This is a genomic window from Paenibacillus faecalis, from assembly GCF_900289175.1.
Classification (GTDB): domain Bacteria; phylum Bacillota; class Bacilli; order Paenibacillales; family Paenibacillaceae; genus Paenibacillus_AQ; species Paenibacillus_AQ faecalis.
The window spans coordinates 3,455,567-3,477,842 of the sequence record NZ_LT985747.1 but is presented as its reverse complement, the minus strand read 5'-3'; the positions used below and the strand labels follow the sequence as shown (position 1 = coordinate 3,477,842).

Annotated in this window: 16 protein-coding genes and 1 riboswitch; of the genes, 14 read left to right on the top strand and 2 right to left on the bottom strand. The window is 43.3% G+C overall.

Features of this window, described 5'->3' with window-relative positions; all coding sequences use genetic code 11:
* Window positions 1-88 precede the first annotated feature (88 nt).
* Together C8268_RS16425 and C8268_RS16420 are read right to left on the bottom strand one after the other, a co-directional pair.
* On the bottom strand, window positions 89-2,143 hold the full coding sequence (locus C8268_RS16425) for a hypothetical protein (RefSeq protein WP_106768671.1): 2,055 nt from the start codon (window positions 2,141-2,143) through the stop codon (window positions 89-91).
* 7 nt (window positions 2,144-2,150) lie between these two features.
* On the bottom strand, window positions 2,151-3,650 hold the full coding sequence (locus C8268_RS16420) for a copper amine oxidase N-terminal domain-containing protein (RefSeq protein WP_106768670.1): 1,500 nt from the start codon (window positions 3,648-3,650) through the stop codon (window positions 2,151-2,153).
* A 395-nt stretch (window positions 3,651-4,045) separates the two neighbouring features.
* Here C8268_RS16420 and erm point away from each other — a divergent pair, with 395 nt between their 5' ends.
* The 14 genes from erm to C8268_RS16350 all read left to right on the top strand — a co-directional run bounded on the left by erm (window position 4,046) and on the right by C8268_RS16350 (window position 22,263).
* Window positions 4,046-4,885 carry a 23S ribosomal RNA methyltransferase Erm gene (erm, locus tag C8268_RS16415; RefSeq protein ID WP_234032848.1) on the top strand — a complete coding sequence of 280 codons (840 nt, stop codon included), beginning with the start codon at window positions 4,046-4,048 and terminating at the stop codon, window positions 4,883-4,885.
* Window positions 4,886-5,087: 202 nt separating this feature from the next.
* Window positions 5,088-5,717 (top strand): TetR/AcrR family transcriptional regulator, encoded by a 630-nt coding sequence (locus C8268_RS16410; RefSeq protein WP_106768668.1) that lies wholly within the window; start codon window positions 5,088-5,090, stop codon window positions 5,715-5,717.
* Window positions 5,718-5,742: 25 nt separating this feature from the next.
* Window positions 5,743-6,285, top strand: coding sequence for a GNAT family N-acetyltransferase (locus C8268_RS16405; protein WP_106768667.1), 543 nt, complete (start codon window positions 5,743-5,745; stop codon window positions 6,283-6,285).
* Between the two features lie 26 nt (window positions 6,286-6,311).
* Window positions 6,312-7,112, top strand: a complete 801-nt coding sequence (locus C8268_RS16400; protein WP_106768666.1) for a helix-turn-helix domain-containing protein — start codon at window positions 6,312-6,314, stop codon at window positions 7,110-7,112.
* Window positions 7,113-7,133: 21 nt separating this feature from the next.
* Window positions 7,134-7,835, top strand: coding sequence for a transglutaminase-like domain-containing protein (locus tag C8268_RS16395; protein WP_106768665.1), 702 nt, complete (start codon window positions 7,134-7,136; stop codon window positions 7,833-7,835).
* 232 nt (window positions 7,836-8,067) lie between these two features.
* Window positions 8,068-8,220, top strand: a riboswitch (FMN riboswitch).
* 128 nt (window positions 8,221-8,348) lie between these two features.
* Window positions 8,349-9,323 carry a DMT family transporter gene (locus C8268_RS16390; RefSeq protein ID WP_106768664.1) on the top strand — a complete coding sequence of 325 codons (975 nt, stop codon included), beginning with the start codon at window positions 8,349-8,351 and terminating at the stop codon, window positions 9,321-9,323.
* Between the two features lie 194 nt (window positions 9,324-9,517).
* Window positions 9,518-11,752 (top strand): helix-turn-helix domain-containing protein, encoded by a 2,235-nt coding sequence (locus C8268_RS16385; protein ID WP_106768663.1) that lies wholly within the window; start codon window positions 9,518-9,520, stop codon window positions 11,750-11,752.
* Window positions 11,753-12,020: 268 nt separating this feature from the next.
* Window positions 12,021-12,944, top strand: coding sequence for an ABC transporter permease (locus C8268_RS16380; protein WP_234032987.1), 924 nt, complete (start codon window positions 12,021-12,023; stop codon window positions 12,942-12,944).
* A 12-nt stretch (window positions 12,945-12,956) separates the two neighbouring features.
* Complete coding sequence (locus tag C8268_RS16375) at window positions 12,957-13,850, top strand: carbohydrate ABC transporter permease (protein WP_106768661.1); 894 nt, start codon at window positions 12,957-12,959, stop codon at window positions 13,848-13,850.
* 95 nt (window positions 13,851-13,945) lie between these two features.
* A complete protein-coding gene (locus tag C8268_RS16370) occupies window positions 13,946-15,574 on the top strand; it encodes an ABC transporter substrate-binding protein (RefSeq protein WP_106768660.1) in 1,629 nt (542 codons plus the stop codon).
* A gap of 33 nt (window positions 15,575-15,607) precedes the next feature.
* Entirely contained in the window at window positions 15,608-17,038 is a 1,431-nt protein-coding gene (locus C8268_RS16365; RefSeq protein WP_106768659.1) for an alpha-L-fucosidase, read from the top strand.
* A gap of 249 nt (window positions 17,039-17,287) precedes the next feature.
* Window positions 17,288-18,646, top strand: a complete 1,359-nt coding sequence (locus C8268_RS16360) for an FAD-dependent oxidoreductase (RefSeq protein ID WP_106768658.1) — start codon at window positions 17,288-17,290, stop codon at window positions 18,644-18,646.
* A 99-nt stretch (window positions 18,647-18,745) separates the two neighbouring features.
* On the top strand, window positions 18,746-20,038 hold the full coding sequence (locus tag C8268_RS16355) for a citrate transporter (protein WP_234032846.1): 1,293 nt from the start codon (window positions 18,746-18,748) through the stop codon (window positions 20,036-20,038).
* A gap of 77 nt (window positions 20,039-20,115) precedes the next feature.
* On the top strand, window positions 20,116-22,263 hold the full coding sequence (locus C8268_RS16350; RefSeq protein WP_106768657.1) for a hydantoinase/oxoprolinase family protein: 2,148 nt from the start codon (window positions 20,116-20,118) through the stop codon (window positions 22,261-22,263).
* Window positions 22,264-22,276 lie beyond the last annotated feature (13 nt).

The window sequence follows — 22,276 nt, the reverse complement described above, 5'->3', positions numbered from 1 at the left end:
CATGCGTGTACAAGCAAGAAAAAACAGCCTTCATCCGACCGTGGATGAAGGCTGTTTGATGCTGTTGGACTCCTCATTTAGAAGGAGGTCATTTTGAAATCGTTTGTGTAGCGGGATCAGCAGGTTTCAAAACTACAGCATTTGATGGTTTTGATACGGCTACAACCTCAGTAAGTTTATCCGCCTTGTTTACAACACTTAGGATGCGCGCTTTATATTTTTTGCCTGATTGTATTTGTTGTCCGTATACATCCTTGTTTGGCATTTCTACTGTATACTTAACAAGTTTATCCGTTTCAGTATCTGTCTTATCTTTTACATCTTCTTTGACTTGTGTCAGTTCCATCGAAGTTAAGTTATTAGCTGTTTTAGAAGAAGAAGTTTTTTCTAGAGTGAAGCTATCAGCATCACTTTCCAAAATAAACATGACTTGATACGAAACAATGCTGGAATCCTTGGAAGGTATAAAGCTTACTTCCAAGTTATTAGTCTTTTGAATGTATTCTACTTTTACACTTGATGCTGCCAAAGGATTTGGTTCTGTTTCAGTTGTAGGATCTTTAATTTCAACTATTGCATGATTGGAAAGGGCGTCTCCACCAGCACCCTGGCCATTGTTAACAGCCAAAACGTATACCTTGTATTTTGTGTTTGTGACTATGCTATTTCCCTTAGCATCTTTAGAACCTAATTGGATGTTCACTTTTAGTTCAGCAGCATCGGGTCCTACTCTTTTATAATAATTTGCGGGTACATCGCTTGCATCTTTCACTTCAAAAGGATTTGTGTCATCGGAAGGTACTACCATGACGCGATATTCTTTCACATTTTCCGATTTTTTTGGCTTCTCAAAAGTTATATCAAATCCTGTCTTATTCTCATCAATCTTCGCTTCTACAATCGAAGGAGCCGTGATTTCACTACCTTTGAGCGTGATAGGTGCCGCTTCAGATAATGCATTGTTATTTGGATTTCCATCTTTGCTAACCGAGAGAACATATACATCATAATCTATGGAATTTTTGATTTCTTCATTGTCAATATCTGTTGCGTTGTAAGATAAGCTGATACTGATGTCAGTTCCTTTTTTAGGAACATGTGTATAGTTATCTTTTTTATTTGCAAGCTCGAGATCGAAATTCCTTCCCGATTTCACTACGTATATTTGATAATGACTGATGCTATCCTCATCGTCTAATTTATTAAAAGATATAAGCATATCTCTACCGTCATTTCTGTCTCCGTCATCAATTACCTTTAAGCCTGTAACCGATTTGACCGGAGAATTACTTTCCAGCTTTATGATTTTGGATGAAGGGGATAGATCAGAGCTTCCTGCGTAACTGCTTCCGCCAACAGACATCACATACACACGGTAATCAGTACCATTCTTAACTTTGTCTCCATCGATATCCTTAGCATTGGAATCAAGTGTCAGTGAGATTGTGCTGTCAGATTTGCTGCTTACATAGGTATACTTGTCATTTCTTATTGATTTAGCTCTCGATAAATCAAATGTATAAGGATCGTTTGCTTTAACAACGAAAATTCGGTAATGATCAATATTGTAATAATCCGCAGGTCTTCTGAAAGATACCATCAAATCCCTACCGTCATTAAGATCATTTACATCAGTAACCGTCACTTGGGTTACCGGATCAACTTTATGATTATTGCTAAGTGTAATGATGCTAGAAGATGATGACAGTACGTTGTTGCCAGAATAGTTCCCGTAGCCGACCGACATAATAAATACCCGGTAGCTGACACCATCCCTTATAGGGTCCCCATCTGTATCCCGACTGCTGGATGACAAACTCTGGGTAACTGTATTACCCCCTGTTTTATAAATGTCTGTGGAATAGTAGCTGGACAACTTGTTTGCATCGTATATATCAAAGTTATTCGCTTTGTGCGACTTGACCACGAATGCGCGGTAATGGCTGATGTTGTATTCATTCGATGGACGTTTAAATGAGACTTGCAGATCCCGACCATTCCCGTAATCGCCAACGTCCCTTACATAAAGACTGGAGACAGAGCCGACATACGAGTTGTTGTAATTCGTTAGCATAATATCACTTGAAGCGGAAGAGAGAACATCGCCGTAATTACTGCCCACAATAACAGGCATGACGAACACACGGTAATTAACTCCGTTTTCGTATCAATGCTCCGTCCACGTCTCTTGCTCCGGAGGATAAGTTGTAGCTAATATTATTTCCTGTCTTGCTCACTTGTGTGTAATTATAACTGCTTACTGAATTCGCTCGGTTCAAATTAAAATTATGGTAGTCCGATGACTTTACAACAAAAATCCGATAAGATCCGATACGTGATTCATCAGACATTTTGGTGAAATCTACACGCAGATCGCGTCCGTCCCCATAGTCGCTCACATCTCTCACTTGAGTGATGACCGGAGAATTAGCAGATCCTGTTCCAAGTGTGATCGAAGGTGAAGCAGAAGACAGTTTACTTGCTAACATGTTCTCATTGTTGCTGACAGACATCACGAACAGAGTATAAGGAACACCATTTCTTATATATTCCCCGGAAGTATCACGGGAAGATGAGTTCAGTGTAGTAGCTAGCGTCGAATTGCTGCTACTTGTTTTGTATACTGTCGTGTAATTTTGGCTTGGTAATGATTTGGCTGCCGCCAGATCAAATTTGCCTGCATCTTTCGTCTTAACAACCATAACTCTGTAGTTAGAGATCAGATCTTCTCTTTGTGCACGGGTGAAGCTTACTGAAAGGTCTCGCCCGTCGCGGTAATCGTTAATATCGCTCGCCTTCACATTAGTAGCTGGCTCAACAGCGTTGGTGTTTGCCAATGTAATGTTTGGTGAAGGGGAAGATAGCGCGTATACACCGTTTGTTCTTCCAACAGCCAGTACGTAAGCTTTATACGCCTGGTTTTCACGAATATAATCCCCATCTACGTCTCGGGAGCTGGAGTTTAATGTTATGGATGGATCGGTTCCATTTGGAAAGACAACAGAATAATTGGATGGTTGAACCATGCGCGCTGTTGAAGGGTTAAAAGCATATGCTCTCGATGCCTTCACGATCATCACCCGGTATTGTGCTACACTTGGTTCTGTGTATGACTTGGCGAAACTGATCTGAAGATCGCGTCCGTCCCCGTTGTTGGCCACATCTCTTGCGTTAACATAAGAGACAGGGGAGATCCCGTAGCCAGGTACTGTTCCACGGTCCGAAGTGGTTGTAATCGATACTGTTTTTGTTTTGGAATTCCATCCGACCTTTTCACCCAAGGCTTCACTAACAAAGCGTACCGGTACCATTGTTGTGCCTCTTAGGTTTTTGGCTGGAACATCAAGTTTGACGTTCCTGTTGTTAATTTTAGCGGTTTTGGAATTGGTTTTTAGAACGATTTTTGTGTCATCTCTGACTGCGGTGACTGTTTTCGTCTTCTGATTCCATGTCACTTTCGCATCTAACTCTTCAAAAATAGCCCTCATTGGCAGCATGACACGGTTTTGCACCATAATTGGAGCCTGTTTCGTTTTTAATCTTACCCCGTCAATCAAGATGTTAATTTTTACTGCTGCTTGCGCCTGTGATTGGAATATCATAGGAAAAATAAGTAGAGCTGTTAGCATAGCAGCCCAAAATTTCCTCACGCGCCTTACCCCCTTCATTAAAGAATCGATGTTATAATTTTCCTCACTTATTAAGACGCTTTGGGCGAAGGGAAAGTTTCGGCAATTTAGCAGGGATCGGATAAATTTGTGAAAAAACAATGAAAGTATTGCGTAAACGGCTTGAATTCTGCTTCTTGACAGAAATAGTTCCTTTTACATCAATGGTTTGTTATACTGTTTTTTGTAGTTTTCCAAACTAACCTCACCTTATATGGATGGAGGCTTTGAGTGTATGTATTGCATCGCATTTATTCGATTGAGATAGTGTAAGGTACAGAACATTGATATCCGTTCATTTTTTATGATATGAACCGGGTTTATTTGCTCTGTGCCTTTTTCATTCTCTCATATACGAATGAATGAGGTGTTTTTTTGTGTTTAAAAATAAAAAAAATCGTGGAGTAAAGTTTGCGCAATCGCCGAACTTTTCTTCGCAGCATCTGTTAATCCATAAGCCGCTGGTCCAGGAGATGATCCGGCTTGCCCATATAAACTCGAACGATACCGTTATGGATATTGGTGCTGGTACTGGTGCGATCACCTTGCCTTTAGCTGAGAAATCCAAGAAGGTGCTGGCGGTCGAGAACGATCCTGTTTATGCTGAAAAGCTTGCCCGGAAGACAAAAGACATATCGAATGTACAGGTAAGACAATCAGACTTTTTGCAGATCAATCTTCCAAGAGAGCCGTTTGTGATCGTATCGAACATACCGTTTTCCATTACAACGCCGATCCTTGATAAGCTGCTCAGTTATCCGGGCGTTCCTCTAAAGTGCGCTGTTCTCATCGTTGAGAAAGGGGCAGCCAAGAGGTTTACATCGGTATCGGTCAAAGATCCCCGTATTCTGAAATGGAGAATGTGGTTCGACATGAAGATTGTACGGACTGTTTCGCCGGAACATTTTTCACCTCGTCCGAGCGTGGAATCTGCTGTACTGGTCATCCGCAAAAAGAAAAACCCGGTGCTTCCCCCGCGGGAACATGCTAAATTTATGGCACTCGCAGTTCATGCCTTGCGCGATCCTCGGCTGCCAATTTCGGCAGCATTGGGGAATGTATTCTCATCTCCACAGATTACGAAAATGACGAGAGCCTTAAAGCTGGATAGGAACGCAGCTATATGTACGCTGAATGAGCACCAATGGGGAGAAGTTTTTCTTTCCATGATCCAACATGTGGAGTCACATCGATGGCCAAGATTACGAAGGCGATAACATCCCAGTTAGACAGCATGAAAGGCCTTGAGATAAGAGACGTGTAATATAGCGGATTGCTTGTGTCAAACAGGCAGTCCGTTTTTTTATGGCTTTATCTCACTTTAAAGCTCGTTTAACATTGTAAACCGACACTCATGTCGGTTATAATGATTTTCATAAAACGACATTAATGTCTATTTTATAAAAAGGAGAGAAACAGATGTCTCCAAGAGTAAGCGAGCGATATAAACAACAGAAAAAGAAGGAGCTGCTCCAAGCGGCTAAACGGGTGTTTACCGCTAAAGGGTTTCATGGTGCAACAATGCAGGATGTCATGGATGCGGCAGGCGTGTCCAGAGGGGCGTTGTATGCTTATTTCAACAATATTGAGCATGTATATGAGGAAGTGCTTAGGTTGGAGGATGAAGAAGGTGCTTTGGCTTTTCAATCTGAAGATGATGCACGGTCATATTGGGAGCAGCTGACCGGATGGCTTTTATCTCAGAAGGAGGAGCTGATCGCTGGCAAGCCGACCCTTGCCTGGGCCAATGCGGAGTATTTCTTGTCGCTGAATCATCGCAAGGAATCAGGGAGCGAGAGTTACATGATCATGCGATATGAGAGGCTGGTCGAGGTATTGACGTCATTTTTTCAAAAAGGAGTTTCAGAAGGCGAATTCAACCCCCGTGTACCTGTTGAACATATTGCTCATTATCTTATTTCATCCATGGATGGAATCGTGCTGAATACGGTTCGATTAGGGCATGAATTGACAAAGGCAGATGAACAGATGGAAATGCTGATGTTCTCGTTACAGTCCATGCTGTACCGCGGTGGGAAAGAGGATTAGAATAGGACGGAGGGAGAGCAAGAACATGCTGTTTGCATCTGAAAGAATCAAGTTTCGCAAGATGAATGCAAATGATGTATCCATATACAACCGTTGGAGAAATGATCTTGAAGTTATGAGAACGACCAGCCCTTCCTTGGATTTATATACAGAGGAAGAGAGCAATGATTTTGTAAATCATGTGATTCTAGGCTCTGCTGCTTCCAAAAGCTACATCATTCTGGATAAGCAGGACGGCGATCGGCCTATCGGCATCACTTCGCTTATTCAGCTGGACTACAAAAATCGAAATGCAGAATGCATTATTGATATCGGTGAAAAAGACTGCTGGGGCAAGGGATACGGAAGCGAGGCACTCCGGCTGCTACTGGATTACGCATTTTTGGAGCTGAATTTGCACAGGGTTTCGTTAAGAGTGTTTTCGTTCAATCATCGAGCGATCCATTTATATGAGAAAATAGGGTTCAAACATGAAGGCATTTCCCGTCAGGCAATCTTTCGTGACGGTGGATGGAATGATATTATCCAGATGGCGATTCTTCAGCATGAGTATAGGGCAGCTATGTAACGAGCTTCTAAAGAAGGAGGTTATTTATGATCCAATCTACGCATGATCTCCTTTTATTTTTCTGCAAAGATCATATTTCATTTATGACGAATAAAGTGGATACAGATCATCACAGCCATAATTATATTCAGATTACGATCGGCCTTGAGCATGACTTCCTTATGACCATTGAAGAGCAGCTTCTTGCGGTGAAAGGGATCATTCTCGACTCTAATACATGTCATAAGCTTTATGGTCGGCAACGATGGCAATTTTATGTATTGGTTAACCCCGAATCTGTTTTTGGGGAACGGTTGAAACGAACATATTTACAGGAAAGCTGTTATTCGGTGATTGCGGCTGATCAAGGCGCTCGATTGCAACAATTGATTATTCGAACTTTGCCTGCCATCCATTCTTCCAGCGATTACATAAAGTTCATGCTGTCCTTCAAAAAACTTTTAAACCTGAACGATACTGTTCTTGATCATGCTCTGGATGACCGTATTCAGGAGGTATTAACTTATATTGATCAGCAATCTTTACAGCAACTTTCGGTCAAACATCTCAGTCAACAGATTTACTTATCCGAGAGCAGGTTATCCCATTTATTTAAAGAAGAGATGGGCATTTCGCTGGTTAGCTACATTTTGCACCATAAGTTGGAGAACGCTTTTCGTTATATTTTTAAAGGCCTGACGATAACCGAAGCTGCATTGGAAGCAGGCTTTAGCAGCTCTTCGCATTTTACCCGAAGTGTAAGAGACAAACTAGGGATGACTCCGAACTCGATTGTTCAAAATAGCAGATATTTGCAAGTCAAGTCATCTGAAAACCCTTATATTTAATGTAAAAAAGGGTGATCTTGAATGAAGCGATATTTGCAAGCAACGAAATTGCTCGATGTTACCCATCCTTCGATTCAACATTTGATTGAACGTCAACAGTGGAGAGAGTATGGAGAATATGAAACCATCAACCGCATTTATGAATATGTACGAAATGAAGTGAAGTTCGGCTATAACCGAAGCGATGATATACCTGCTTCCGAAGTACTGCAAGACGGATATGGCCAGTGCAACACAAAGAGCATCTTGTTGATGGCTTTGCTGCGTGGAGTAGGCATTCCTTGCCGGATTCATGGTTTTTACATTGATAAAAAGATGCAAAAAGGCGCTCTTACCGGAATCGTTTATTTATTGGCCCCCCGTAAAATCGTTCATGCATGGACCGAGGTTTATTTCAACAATGAGTGGCAGGTGCTGGAGGGAGTAATCATTGACGATACTTATTTTCTTCAGGTGAAAGATAGGCTGTGTAGCTATAACGGAGGGTATATCGGTTTCGGTATATCGATTAAAGACAAGGAGCAAATCAGTCTTTGCTGGCGGGGAGATAGCACATATATTCAAAGCTTTTCGATTACTCATGATCTTGGCTATTATGATAGTCCTGATGAATTCTTTGCCAAATACAACAATACAAAGGGATTTATAAAAAAGAAATTATTTTATTTTTTTAGCAAAATATTGAATAAACGGCTTGAGCGGATTCGTGAAGGGAAAAGGTAAAGAAGAGGAATTAACTAAAATAAACAGTGGAAACTTATCGATATTTACTATATAATTGTTAGTGGTGGAGTTGTGATAAGAAATCGAGCGTGTTTTCTGCAAAATAATTGTATTTTCATGAAAATGTTTCTGTTATAATTTCATTGTGATCTTTGTATCAGCGATTTTGCGTGAATTTTAGTATTCTTATTTCGGCTAGTAACATATGCATACAAAATAAAAATAAATGAATATGGATCTTCGGGGTAAGGTGAAATTCCTGACCGGCGGTAATGGCAAGTGCTTTTGCACATGCATTAGCCCGCGACTCGCATTTCGATTGAAATGCGACTGACTTGGTGAGATTCCAGGGCCGACGGTATAGTCCGGATGGGAGAAGATCAAAGATGAGTTTGTCCACGGCTTTTTTAGCTTGTGGCAGGCTTATTTGGTCAGCCCCCGTATCTTCCGATGTTGTCGAAGACGGGGGTTTTCTGTTGGCAAGACTCCGTATTCAGGTGAGGAGACAGCAAGATGGAAAATGTAGGATCAAGGATTAAAACGCCTTCTTCGTCAAAGGAGAAAAGCCGATTTAAAGGCGGTTTTTGGCTGGTTGTACTCGGTGCGGCTCTTTGGGGTGTAGACCCGCTGTTTCGCATCATTTTATTGAAAAATATGACTTCTTCGCAGATTGTACTGCTTGAGCATATCATCATTTCTTTGATCGCCATTCCGGTTATTTGGAAAAACCGCCATGAGTTTAAGAGCCTCGGATGGCGCCATGTGGGGGCGCTGCTCTTTATTTCGTGGGGAGGCTCGGGTATAGCGACGATCCTGTTTACGCTGGGGCTTACGAACGGTAACTTGAACGCTGTGCTGTTACTTCAAAAGCTGCAGCCGCTGTTCGCCATTATTTTGGCTAGGCTGCTGCTTAAAGAAAAGCTGCCGCGCCACTTTTCGATTCTGTTTATTCTCGCGCTTGGCGGCACGTATTTACTTACCTTCGGGTTTACCATTCCGATCGGACATTGGAGTGAGTTTTTGCAGGTCGGCAGTCTGCTCTCGCTTGGTGCTGCTGCACTGTGGGGCGGATCGACGGTAATGGGACGATTGATGGTAGGACAGATGAAATATGAAACGGTCACGTCTTTGCGATTCGTTCTGGCGCTTCCGCTGCTCACTGTTATTACATGGAGTGAAGGAGCTACGTGGACTTTGCCAGCGGCCGGAACAACGGACTTTACTTTGGTTATGTTGAATCTGATCGGTCAGGCATTGCTGCCGGGTCTGTTAAGTCTTCTCGTGTATTACAAAGGACTGACAACAACCAAAGCATCTGTTGCAACGCTAGCCGAGCTAAGCTTCCCGATGGTAGGTGTGCTCATTAACTGGATCGTATTTCAGGAGGTTGTCACTGCTGCTCAAATTACAGGCTTCCTGTTCATCTGGTTCTCATTATTTATTATTTCCAGGCAGTCGGATTCCTCGGCTCCGGCAGGAGAGAGGTAGCGAATCAGGAGTATCGAAGACCATGATCCTTGGTTTATACCAAAGGTCATGGTCTGTTTAATATGTGAAATGATATAGTATAATGGCTTGTAGCAACCTAAATCCTTGTTTTAATCCGCTTTTTTGAATGCGTTTACATTTGCGGTTTGGGTTGGATTGTCGCGATGATTCTTGAACGATCATAGGGAGGAAGTATGCCGAAAAAATCGTGGTTTTACCGTCAGCTACTATCTTATATGCCAGCATTCTTTATTGTTGTTTCATTTATTTTCTTCGTTTTTTTTCAATTACTGAGCGAGCAGAATCGAAAAGAGGCGACCAAAGCAAATGAGACGTTGTTAATTCAAGCGATGAGCTCCATCGATTCATCGATGAAAACGATCGAGCAGATGCTGCTCAGCGATATGCTGAATAATCCTGACATCTCTACTTTCTTTAATGATGGCAATCAGCATGATTACTATTTAAATATAAAAGTCGTTCAATTTATGAGGGATTTCAAAGTATCCTATCCCTTGGTTGATTCCATCTATTTTGTCAGGATGAATGATCAATTTATCCTTAGCAGCTCGACGAGTTCAAGCATACAAGATTATCCGGATTTTGAACTCATTCAACCGCACTTGAATGCACCGATGTATGAGACAAAATGGACAGGGGTTCGCAAATTTCAGGAATTTACCTTCAAGGAACCGGAGCAGGTTGTTTCATTGGTAATCAAAGCACCTTACATCCTCCGTGGTGAAGGTTTTGTAATTGTTAACATACAGGCGAAATCCCTTAGTACGATAATTCAGAGCATGTACAGCAAGGACGTAAGCTTTATTCATATTATTGATAACGGAGGAAATCACATTCTTCCTGGCGATTACGCAAACTCAGAGCAGCAAAGCATAGTATCTTCAGCAACCTCCCCTTTAACAGGTTGGGTTTATAAGAGTGGTTTTGTCCATGGAGATAAAGTTAATCTTGCCAATCAATTAAATAGCGTCTGGTTTATGATCGGTCTTCTGATGATGGCGGCTGGGGTTGGATGGATCGTTTTTGTTGCGCGGCGAAATTATAAGCCTATTGAACAGATTATTTCTCAAATCCAAAAATTTTCACAGGGGAAAACAAATGTGATCTTACAAGGCAATCGACAGGATGAGTTTACATTTATACAGTCTGCGCTTGGCAGCATGTTGGAGCAGTCGAACACCTATCAAAAAAGGCATCGTGAAGATTTAATTGTGAGAAAAACATATCTGTTTCAACAATTGCTCGAAGGGCAATCTCCATTGAGTTTAGCAGAGTGGGAAGCGCAGCGGGAAACGATACAGATGAATGATTTAAATGAACCTCAAATTGTCTGTGTGATTGAAATTGATAAATATACGGGCTTTATGAGTCAGTACACGGAACAAGATCAGTATTTAATAAAATTTGCGCTGAAAAGTGTCATTCAGGAAATTGCGATGAAATATGAAACCTTGGCCTGGACAGAGTGGATTTCAAACTCAAAGCTGGGAGTGCTGATACAGATCAGCAATGTGCAGAACAACGAACAGCAACTGATGAATGTTCTGGATTATTCACGTGTCTGGATTGAAGAGCATCTGAAATTGACGATAACGGTTGGAGTTGGAGGGATAGCTGAAAGATTGTCATCCATCTCTGAATCCTACACTCAAGCGCTGCAGGCATTGAAATATAAAATGATTTTTGGCGAGAATCAGATTATTTTATATACTTCGATCAAGACAGAAGAACAGGGCAAAATGTTTGATTATTTCGAGCATATTCAGGGCATGGCTCAGTCTTTCCGGTTAGTGAGAAAGGAATGGCGACAACAGTACAAAAGTATACTGCATAATATGGAGCAGGATATGTTAAATCAAGATGATATTTTTAGTTTAGCGGATTATATGATGTACTCATTGGGACAGGAGATCAATAAGATGGCTAAGGAGTTTCAAGAGTTTTGGTTCCTTGTGGGTCAGCCGTCTTTGAGTAAAGCACTTTATCACTCAGACACGTTGGAACAAATGGAAGGTCAAGTTGAGCAGGTACTTGAACAAATTTTCGAGAAACTGGCATTGCTTCAAGAGACAAGAAATCATTCTGAATTCATACGTAAAGTTCGGTGTTATATGGAAAAGGAATCTGCGAATCCGAATTTATCTCTTGATTTTTTAAGCGATCATTTTCAAATGAATTCCAAAACCCTTAGCAAGTTGTTTAAAGAGGAAACGGGTCAGAAATTTATTGATTATTTAATTGAACTGCGAATCAATCATGCACGACGATTGCTTGAATCAACGAGCCAGTCGATTCAGAGCATAGCTGAAGAAGTTGGTTATACGAATGCGATTTCATTTGGCCGAATGTTCAAAAAAGTCGTCAGTCTTTCCCCAGGCGAGTACCGTGAACAAGTAAGCAAAAAATGATCATATTCTGAAAAACGCCTCCAAAATACGCTGGAGGCGTTTTTTGTTGACTGCAACGAATAAAGTTTATCCGAGAAAAAGGTTTATTTGCTTAGTTTGCTAATGTTTTCGCCATCAAGCCCTGGTAAACGGAAAAATGTTGCATGAAAGATTCTTGTATATTGCCGAACGCTAGAGAGCCTGAGTACGATAAATTTATCTCGAAGAAAAGGAGTGTGAGTTGATGGCCAGTATACGTTCTAGCACGGTTTCAAAACAGGAACTGGTGATGTACTCGAAGAAGCCAGGCAGGCATGCAGTCCAAAAAATAATGAGACATTGGCAGTTTTATTTACTCGTAGCGTTACCTCTTCTTTACATTATTATTTTTAAATATCTTCCGATGTTTGGTGTCATGATCGCCTTTAAGGACTATAACCTTGTTGACGGGATATGGAAAAGTCCTTGGGTTGGATTTAAGCACTTCGAGCAATTGTTCGATGCTCCATTTTTCTGGGACTATTTGAAAAACACGTTAACGATCTCTCTTTACGGCCTGCTGGTAGGTTTTCCTGCACCGATCATATTGGCACTTGCTTTAAATGAGATTCGCAACGGTTTTTTCAAGAAGTCAGTTCAGATGGTTACGTATGCTCCCTACTTTATTTCGACCGTTATTATTGTGTCTATTCTGATCGTTAACCTATCGCCCAACGTCGGGCTGCTAAGCAATATTTATAGAGCCTTGGGACTGGAACCGATCGATTTCTTAGGCAGATCTGAGTTTTTTAAATCAATTTATGTATGGTCTGATGTGTGGCAGTTCATGGGATATGGTGCAATTATATATATTGCTGCTTTATCGGGAGTCAATCCGGAATTATACGAGGCGGCTAAAGTGGACGGTGCGACAAGATTTCAAAAAATTAGAAATATTGACCTTCCAAGTATCGTTCCTGTCATCGTTATTATGTTGATCCTGAACATAGGCCAAATCATGAGCGTTGGTTTTGAAAAAATATATTTGATGCAAAATCCGCTAAATCAGCATACATCAGAAGTCATATCTACCTATGTATACAAGGTCGGTTTGCTCGGTGCAAACTTTAGCTTTTCCACGGCAATCGGCTTGTTTAATTCTATTATCAACTTTACGCTGCTTATTATTGTGAACTTTGTAGCCAAGAAAATATCTTCTAATAGCTTATGGTAGGAGGGATGAACTGTGGGGCGTACCCGTATTAAAGAATCTTTTTTTGACCGAATATTTATAACTCTGGTGTATCTGTTTCTGATCGCCATTCTGATCGTGATTCTCTTTCCGCTTTTACACATTGTTAGCGCTTCATTTAGCTCGCCAGCTGCCGTTACTTCCGGGGAAGTTTGGTTGTGGCCCGTTGATTTTACATGGGTTGGATATAAAGCAGTATTTCAAAATTCTGATATTTGGATAGGATTCGGCAATTCACTCTTTTACACCGTGTTCGGCACGTTGTTGAACGTTTCATTCACCGTGATGTTGGCGTACCCGCTAGCAAGAAGAACCTTTTACGGACGAAATATCATTATGCTTATTCTCGTATTTACGATGTTTTTCGATGGCGGGATGATACCGAATTATTTGTTGGTCAAGTCGCTCGGAATTTTGGATACAAGATGGGCTATGATCCTTCCTGGAGCCCTTGCCGTATTTCAGGTCATTATTGCAAGAACCTTCTTTCAATCGCTGCCGGACGAGCTGGCCGAAGCTGCAGAAATTGACGGTTGCAGTGACATCAAGTTTTTTATGCAGGTTGTACTTCCGCTCTCCAAGCCGATCTTGGCGGTTTTGTTTCTTATGTACGCTGTTGGTCATTGGAATGCATACTTTAATGCTTTGATCTACTTAAAGGATAGCAGCATGTTTCCGCTCCAAATATTTTTACGGAATCTCCTTATACTGAATACTGAAAATTCGGATATGTACAGAGATGTTAACAACTTGATGCTTCAACAGGGTTTAAAGGATTTGCTGAAATATTCGTTGATTGTTGTATCCAGCGTACCGGTTCTTATCATTTACCCGTTTGTCCAAAAGCACTTTGTAAAAGGGGTTATGATTGGATCTTTGAAAGGATAGAGATGTTCTCCTGCAGGGAGGTGATGCCTTGTAGTAGAGGCTCGTAAATTGATTGCCTATGGATTCTGATCATTTCATAATTAGGGGGCTATTGTATGAAAAAGCATGTATTGAAACTGATGAGTCTTGTGCTTGTTCTATTGGTACTTTCAGCGTGTTCATCTAAAGATAGTGACAAGAGCACTTCTGCAGATCCTGCTCAGGATTCGAATAAGCCGGTAAAATTATCTGTGTTTGCTCCACAGACGGTTGGAATTGAAAATATGGATGTTAACAAGTTTTCCAAATATTTAGAAGAAAAGCTAAATATAAAATTTGATTGGAGTACGACACCGAGCGCCGCTTTTAATGATAAAAAATTACTGCTGTTAGCTAGCGGAGATTATCCGGCAGTTATTCTGGGTGCAGAATTGTCAAAGGCAGATCAGGTCAAATATGGTCAGCAAGGTGCATTTCTTCCGCTAAATGATTTAATCGATCAATATGCACCTAATATAAAACAAGCTATGACGGATTTACCATATTTAAAAGAAGGCATGGTTGCACCTGATGGGAATATATATGCACTCCCGAAAATTAACGAATGTCTGCATTGTACGTATTATCAAAGAATGTGGATGAATACAGAGTGGCTTGAAAAATTAGATTTGGAAATGCCAACGACAACGGATGAATTTTATGAAGTGCTGAAGGCTTTTAAAGAGAAGGACCCGAATGGTAATGGTATCGCAGATGAAATCCCATTTACTACTGCTTATGATGACTGGGGCGGGGGTGTAGATACTTTTTTGATGAACGCTTTTATTTATAATGATGGCACTGGATTAATGGTTAAAGACGGTCAGGTCATCTATGCTCCAATCCAGCCTGAATGGAAAGAGGGATTGAAGTACTTACGTAAGCTGTTCCAGGAAGGGCTGATCGATAAAGCTGTATTTACACAAAATATTGACGCTGTGAAACAACTGGTAAATAAGCCCGATGTTGCTGTAGGCAGTTTAGGTGCTGCGAATATCGGAAACGCATTTCAAGTCAATGATGAGAACAACACCCGGCATAAAGCTTATGATGTCGTTCCACCGCTCAAGGGACCTAGCGGGGTACAATTGGCAGGATACATGGTAGGTGTAGGCAATGGACAATTTGTGATTACGAATAAAGCAACCGAAGAACAACAAATTTCTGCGATCCGCTTGGCAGATTATCTATTCTCCGAAGAAGGTACCGTCATGACCACTTGGGGATTTGAAGGGGAAGGCTGGAAGAAAGCAGACAGCGGTGAATTGGACTATAATGGGGAACCTGCAAAATATGACATTATCCAAAAGGAACAATCGGCAGAGGGACAATCATCATTGGACAATACGTGGTGGCAATTAGGTACTATGCAAATGTTGAACTCGATTCGCGAATCATTTGTAGCACCTGAAGATCCGATGGGAAAGGGTGCAATCGATTATCGACTTTGGTTGGCAGCGAAAAAATATGAGCCGTATGCTAAACCGGAAGTTGTGTATCCAACCGACGTTTTTATCGATCCAGCAGATACTTTACTGGTGACACAAATGACAAAGACATTGCAGGATTATGTAGATTCTAACTTGGCGCAGTTCGTAACGGGCAATAAAGATATCGATAAGGATTGGGATAACTATGTAGCTGGATTCAAAGGCATGCAATTGGATGCTTATCTCGCAGCCTATCAGAAAGCACTGGATCAATAGAAGAATAGTTCAAAATGGCAGAGGAGGAATCACATGAACGATCTCATTCAATATGCTGCACAGGTAAAGCCTAGCGATAGGCAATTGGCGTTACAGGAAATGGAGTTTTACGCCTTCATTCATTTTACGGTAAATACGTATACGGACGAAGAGTGGGGGCATGGCCATGAAGATCCGGTTATATTTAATCCTGTACAGTTTGATGCTGATCAGTGGGTAGATTCATGTCGTGAGGCTGGAATGACAGGACTTATCCTAACATGTAAGCACCATGACGGTTTCTGTCTATGGCCAAGTCAATATACCGAACATTCTGTGAAGAACAGCCCTTGGAAAAATGGTCAGGGTGATATCGTCAAGGAAGTTGCTGATGCCTGTCGAAGAGGCGGTATTAAATTTGGAATATATTTATCGCCATGGGATCGTCATGAACCGACTTACGGGAATTCTCCTTTGTATAACGCATATTTCATGAGTCAATTACGCGAGCTGCTAACGAATTATGGGAATATATTCTGTGTTTGGTTCGATGGTGCTTGCGGTGAGGGACCGAATGGGAAGCGCCAGGAGTATGATTGGGATGCATACTATTCTCTTATTCGAGAGCTGCAGCCTAATGCAGTCATCTCTGTGTGCGGGCCTGACATTCGCTGGTGTGGGAATGAAGCGGGGTACTGTCGGGAATCTGAATGGAGTGTTGTCCCGGCTTCTCTGCGCGCGAATGAGAAGATCCAAGAGAAATCTCAGCAAGCAGATGATCGCGAGTTCGCGCGTCGTTACAATTCAGAGGACCAGGATTTAGGAAGCAGGGAGATTATTAGTCAGGAACGTGAACTGGTCTGGTATCCAGCTGAAGTGAATACATCGATTCGCCCTGGCTGGTTTTATCATGCTTCCGAAGATGATAAGGTCAAGTCATTGGAAGAGCTTCTTCATATTTATTACGGTTCGGTAGGTGGCAATGCGTCATTTTTATTAAATATCCCACCGGATCAACGAGGACTCATTCATGAGAATGATCGGGCTCGTCTCAAGGAGCTTGGGGAAACCATTTCGAATACGTTCAGAACAAATCTGGCAGATCAGGCGACTGCTAAAGCTTCCGAAACGATGAGTGGTCATGATGTGATGAACATTTTGGATGGGGATAAAGATACATACTGGGCCCCTGAAGCAGGAACCGAACAAGCAATGATTGAAGTAGATTTGCAGGATGAGAAGGAATTCAATCACATTGTACTGCAAGAATACCGATATAGTCAGCGGATTGAGCGGTTTGAACTGGAATATGAGCAGGATGGTGTGTGGAAGTCGTTATGGAGCGGCACTGTCATTGGATATAAGCGAATATGTCATTTTGATGCGGTTAGATCCAGATATATCCGTCTAAAGATAACGGAATCGAGATGGTGTCCAACGATCTCTGCATTTAAGGTTTATAAGGGAAGGCAACCGAATATGTAGGAAATTTAAACAGGTGTGTTCGCACGCCTGTTTTTTTCTTGGAAAAGCTGTTCGTGTTGCCTCTTTTTTTGCGTCTGTAACCTGTTTACTAGCTCACAACCCTCACTCTTATTCCTCCGTAAATAACTTTCTTAATTTCCGTAAATAAAGAAAAATATTTTCCTAAAAGCGTTTACATCGATAAATTTGTCTGATAACCTAAAGTTAAGAAATCATCATACCTCATGATCAGAAGGAGTGAAGGAGTAAATGAACAGGATACAAAAGTATGACGTTGTCGTGATGGGTGGAGGCATTTCAGGTGCAATGGCCGCGGTTGCGGCATCCAGCTTGGGAGCAAAGACATTGATTGTAGAGTCTCACGGATTTTTGGGAGGAACACTGACCGCTAATGGTGTTGGTCCCATGATGACCTTTCATGCTGGAGAGAAACTTGCGATTCAGGGATTTACCAATCAGCTGATCGAGCGATTGAAGAAGCTGGGCAAATCACCGGGACATATTTTTGATACCGTCGGTTTTACGTATTCGGTCACTCCCTTTGATGCGGAGGCGATGAAGCATGAGCTTGAACTGATGGTAACTGAGAGTGGCGGAGAGATTTTGTACCATACGATGCTTGCAGGAGTAAAGACAGACAGTGGAAGAATCATAAGCATTACGGTGTGCAACAAATCGGGACTAAGCGAAATTGAAGGCTCTGTTTTTATCGACGGGACGGGTGATGGTGACTTGTCTGTTGGAGCAGGTGCTGAATTTACGAAGGGCAGAGATACCGATGGAGCGATGCAGCCGATGACTTTGAAGATGAAAATGTACAACGTGGACATTCCAAAGGTGAAGGAATACATCCATAATCACCCGGAGGACTTCCCGCTATATAACGGCGATACATCGATTATTGAGAAAGCGCCGCGATTGTCGGTTGGCGGATTTGACAGCCTGTTTAAGGAAGCCAAGGCGAAGGGTGAAATTTCGATACCTCGGGAAAATATTCTGTTTTTCGAGACGAACAATCCGGGAGAGGTCATTCTGAACACGACCCGTATTCTCGGACATGACGGGACGGATGCGATGAGCCTTAGCCGGGCGGAGATGGAAGGGCGCAAACAATGCCGTGAGCTTGAACAGTTTGTTCGCAAATACATTCCAGGCTTTGAAAACGCTGTTGTAGAATCGACCGGGCCGAATATCGGTGTTCGCGGCTCCCGTCAGATTAAGGGAGTGTACACACTGACCGTTGAAGATCTGATGGAGCAGCGGCTGTTCGAAGACACGATCGCCCATTCGGGATACCCTGTGGATATTCATAGTCCAGATGGCGAAGGGACGAAGCATCAGAAGCTGGAATGGGGCGGAATGTACAGTATTCCTTACGCTTGTATGATCACTGAATCGATCAAGAACCTGATCGTGATCGGGCGCTGCATCTCTGCAACATTTGAAGCACAGTCAGCGATGAGAACGACACCGACAACAGGAGCGATCGGCCATGCCGGCGGTGTAGCGGCTGCATTGGCTGCCGAAGGCGGAGTGGATGTACAGAAAGTGAATATTAAGGAAGTGCAGCAAAAGCTAAAAGAGCAGGGAGCGTATCTGGAAGTCTAGTGATCATTCTGGAGCTGACCGTGCGGAGACCTGTCAATTACCGTGCATCGAAAGAGGTTATAACGGTCAGCAGTAACCATATCGAGAGGGGAAATTAAAGTGACAACTTTAATGTGGTTTCAAGCGATCGGCATTTTACTTGTCTTTCTGGTCTTTGTAGGATTGATGATGACTCGAAAGCTTCCGACGATTCTGGCTCTGCCCTTGATGGCTGTATTGTTTGCACTCATCGCGGGTGTACCCTTCATGTCTGATGATCCAGAAACGGCTACTATAGCCAAAACGATACTGGCCGACGGTTCGATGAGATTGTCCGGGGCAATTGCTGGTCTGGTGTTCGGTGCCTGGTTCGGACAGGTTTTGAATAAGGTCGGCATTACAAAATCGATTATTCGAAAAGCAGCCGAGCTTGCCGGTGACAAGCCGGTTTTGATCGCTGTCTTGTTTTTTGCAACCGGGTCAATTATTTTCTCTGCAGCAAGCGGACTTGGGATGGTGATTCTGGTCGGTACGATCGTTATTCCGATCATGCTGACCGCAGGGATCTCCCAGTTTGTCGCTTCGATTGTCGTTCTTTCGTCGGTCGGGGTTGGGGTGCTGTTTAACGTCTCCAATTGGGCGGTATATGTGGACGTCCTTGGTCTTTCGGTTGCCGCGATTGCCGATTATACACTTGTGGCGGCCTTGCCACTCATATTTATTTCGCTGGCTATGATTGTGTTTTACATTAAGAAAGACGGCAAAGGCCGCAGAGCCTGGGCGATGCCAAAAGCCACCGGCGGTGAAGGCAAAAAAGTTCCAACGATTGCGCTCATCAGCCCGATAGTGCCCGTTGTTCTCGTATTTGCCTTTAAGATTGACATCGTACCGGCCGTTGTTATCGGTGCACTGGTAACCATTCTGCTTACGCTGCCCAAGCGTCCGATTCACGTTTTATCCAGCGCACTGGTGGAAGGAATTCAGGACGTTGCAGGGGCGATGGCCCTGATGATCGGTATCGGTATTCTTCTGAATTCGGTTATGGCGCCGCAGGTTTCGTCACTGATTTCGCCGCTGATTGAAGCTGTGCTGCCGACTAGCCCGATTATGTATATTCTCTTCTTTACTCTATTATCACCATTGGCCATTTATCGCGGTCCGCTGAACGTTTGGGGTCTCGGAAGCGGAATCGCCGCCTTGTTCGTATCGGCAGGCATGACACCGATTGCAGCCATGTTGGCGCTGCGTGTTGTAAGTAACGTACAGGCGGTTTCTGACCCGACGAATTCACATAACGTATGGGTTGCGGATTTTACAAAGAGCGATATTAACGAAATATTGAAAAAGACGCTTCCTTGGATGATGGTTGCCGTGCTCGTTTCGATGGTGATTGGCGCATTTATGGTCTTTTAAATCCGGTACATGAATTCGGGCGGGGTGCATGGCATGGATGCGAACTACCTCGCCTGTTACTTTCAGGAGGGAGAACGATGGAGAGAAGAAAGGTTAGGGTAGGCATTGATGTCGGGGGCACGTTTACGGACGCGGCTGTGATTGATCATGAAACGTATGAAGTTATAGAGAAAATGAAAATCCCGACCACTCACCATGATGAAGATGGTGTAGCGAAGGGAATCGTACAGATTTTGAATAAAATCTTATCAAGCCGCGGAATTCAGCCGGAGGATGTAACATTTATCGCACATGGAACAACCCAGGCTACGAACGCATTGCTGGAGGGCGATGTTGCCAAAGTTGGCATCATCGGGATGGGTTCCGGTCTTGATGGCCTAAGTGCACGTTCAGAGTCCAACCCGGGCGATATCGAGCTTGCTCCCGGAAAATACTTGAAGACATTTCATATGTATCTGGACTCCAAAGAATTGAAGGATGAGCAGATTGAAGCTGCCATCGATCAGCTGGTAAAGCAGGGAGCGGAAGTGATCGTCGCTTCTGAAGCATACAGCGTCGATGATCCTGCGAACGAGCTGCGTGTTGTAGAAATCGCCAACCGCAAAGGGATATATGCGACCGGCGGCCATGAAATTTCTCAGCTGTACGGGCTCAAAACCCGGACAAGAACAGCGGTTGTCAACGCTTCGCTTATACCCAAAATGATGGAGACGGCCAACATGACGGAGAAATCTGTCAAGAACGCTAATATCCAATCACAGCTTATGATCATGCGCTGTGATGGCGGAGTAATGAGCATTGATGAGGTGCGCAAACGCCCGATTTTGACGATGTTATCCGGCTTGGCGGCCGGGGTAGCCGGTGCACTGATGTACGAGAAAATTTCGGATGGGATCTTCTTTGAAGTCGGTGGTACGAGCGTTGATATCTCTGTAATTAAGAACGGTAAAGTAATGATCCAAAACGCTCAGGTCGGCGGTCACCGCACTTATCTGCAGTCGCTTGATGTACGTACACTTGGTATTGCGGGCGGCAGCATGATCAAGGTGGCTCAGGGCAAGATCATCGATGTCGGTCCGAGAAGCGCGCATATTGCGGGCAAGGCGTATGAAGCGTTTGCGAATACGGAAGATATCGTTGATCCCAGGGTCAAATTTGTTAGTCCCCGGGAGGGTGACCCGGCAGAATACGTTATTCTTGAAAGTGAAAATGGCAAGGAGTATTCGTATACGTTGGCTGGTGCGGCTAATATTCTGGGTTATATTCCGGAAGGTGACTACGCACAGGGGAATAAAGAAGCGGCGATAAGGGCATGGGAAGCGCTCGCAAGTCACGTTGGAGTAAGTGTGGAGGAAGCGGCCCGACAGGTCATGAACATCGCGATCGACAAAACGATGAAGACGGTCAATGAAATGATAGAAGATTATGAGCTGGATCGTTCGTTTGTTACGCTCGTCGGCGGCGGGGGCAGCGGTGCGGTACTCGTTCCTGCCATGGCGGAGCGCGAAAATATGAAAAGCAAGATCGCGAACAATGCTCCATACGTGTCTACCATCGGCGTAGCGCTGGCGATGGTGAAAGAGCAGCTCGAACGGACGGTGGTCAATCCGACGGAAGAGGACATCAAGCGGATTCGGGCCGATATTGTAGAGCGTATCGTGAAATCGGGAGCGAGTGAGCCTACTGTTGAGGTTACTATTGAAATTGATAGCCAGAAAAACATACTTCGTGCGATCGCGACCGGATCAACCGAACTCCGTTCCAAGGATTTGGGCAAAGAAACGATGTCGGATCGCGAGATGGCCGTGATCGCTGCCCAATCGGTGGACTACCCGCTCGAATCAACGAAACTTGCGGCTAGAAGCGGACGCTGGAGTCTTTTTGAAAGCGAAAATGTGAAAAAGTCGTTCTTTGGCTTAATCAAGAAGAGGTCCAATGCAGTCAGTGTTTTGGATCGGGAAGGCGTTGTCCGGTTCAAGAAGGCGAACGTCCAGTTTACGAAGCTGACCAAGGCCCAGTTTCAGACTTCGCTCAGTGAGTTTTTGGACGATAATACGATATATTCAGATGCAAACGCAACGATCCCAAAGGTGTTTGTATTCTATAAGGAAAAAATGTTGGATTTGACCGGGATGCAGACCAAGGAGCAGCTCCTGTCGATTTTGGAGATTGAGACAGAACTGTTGCACGAAGAAGATGAAATGATCGTTGTGGCTTATCAGTAAGAAAGGGGGCGAA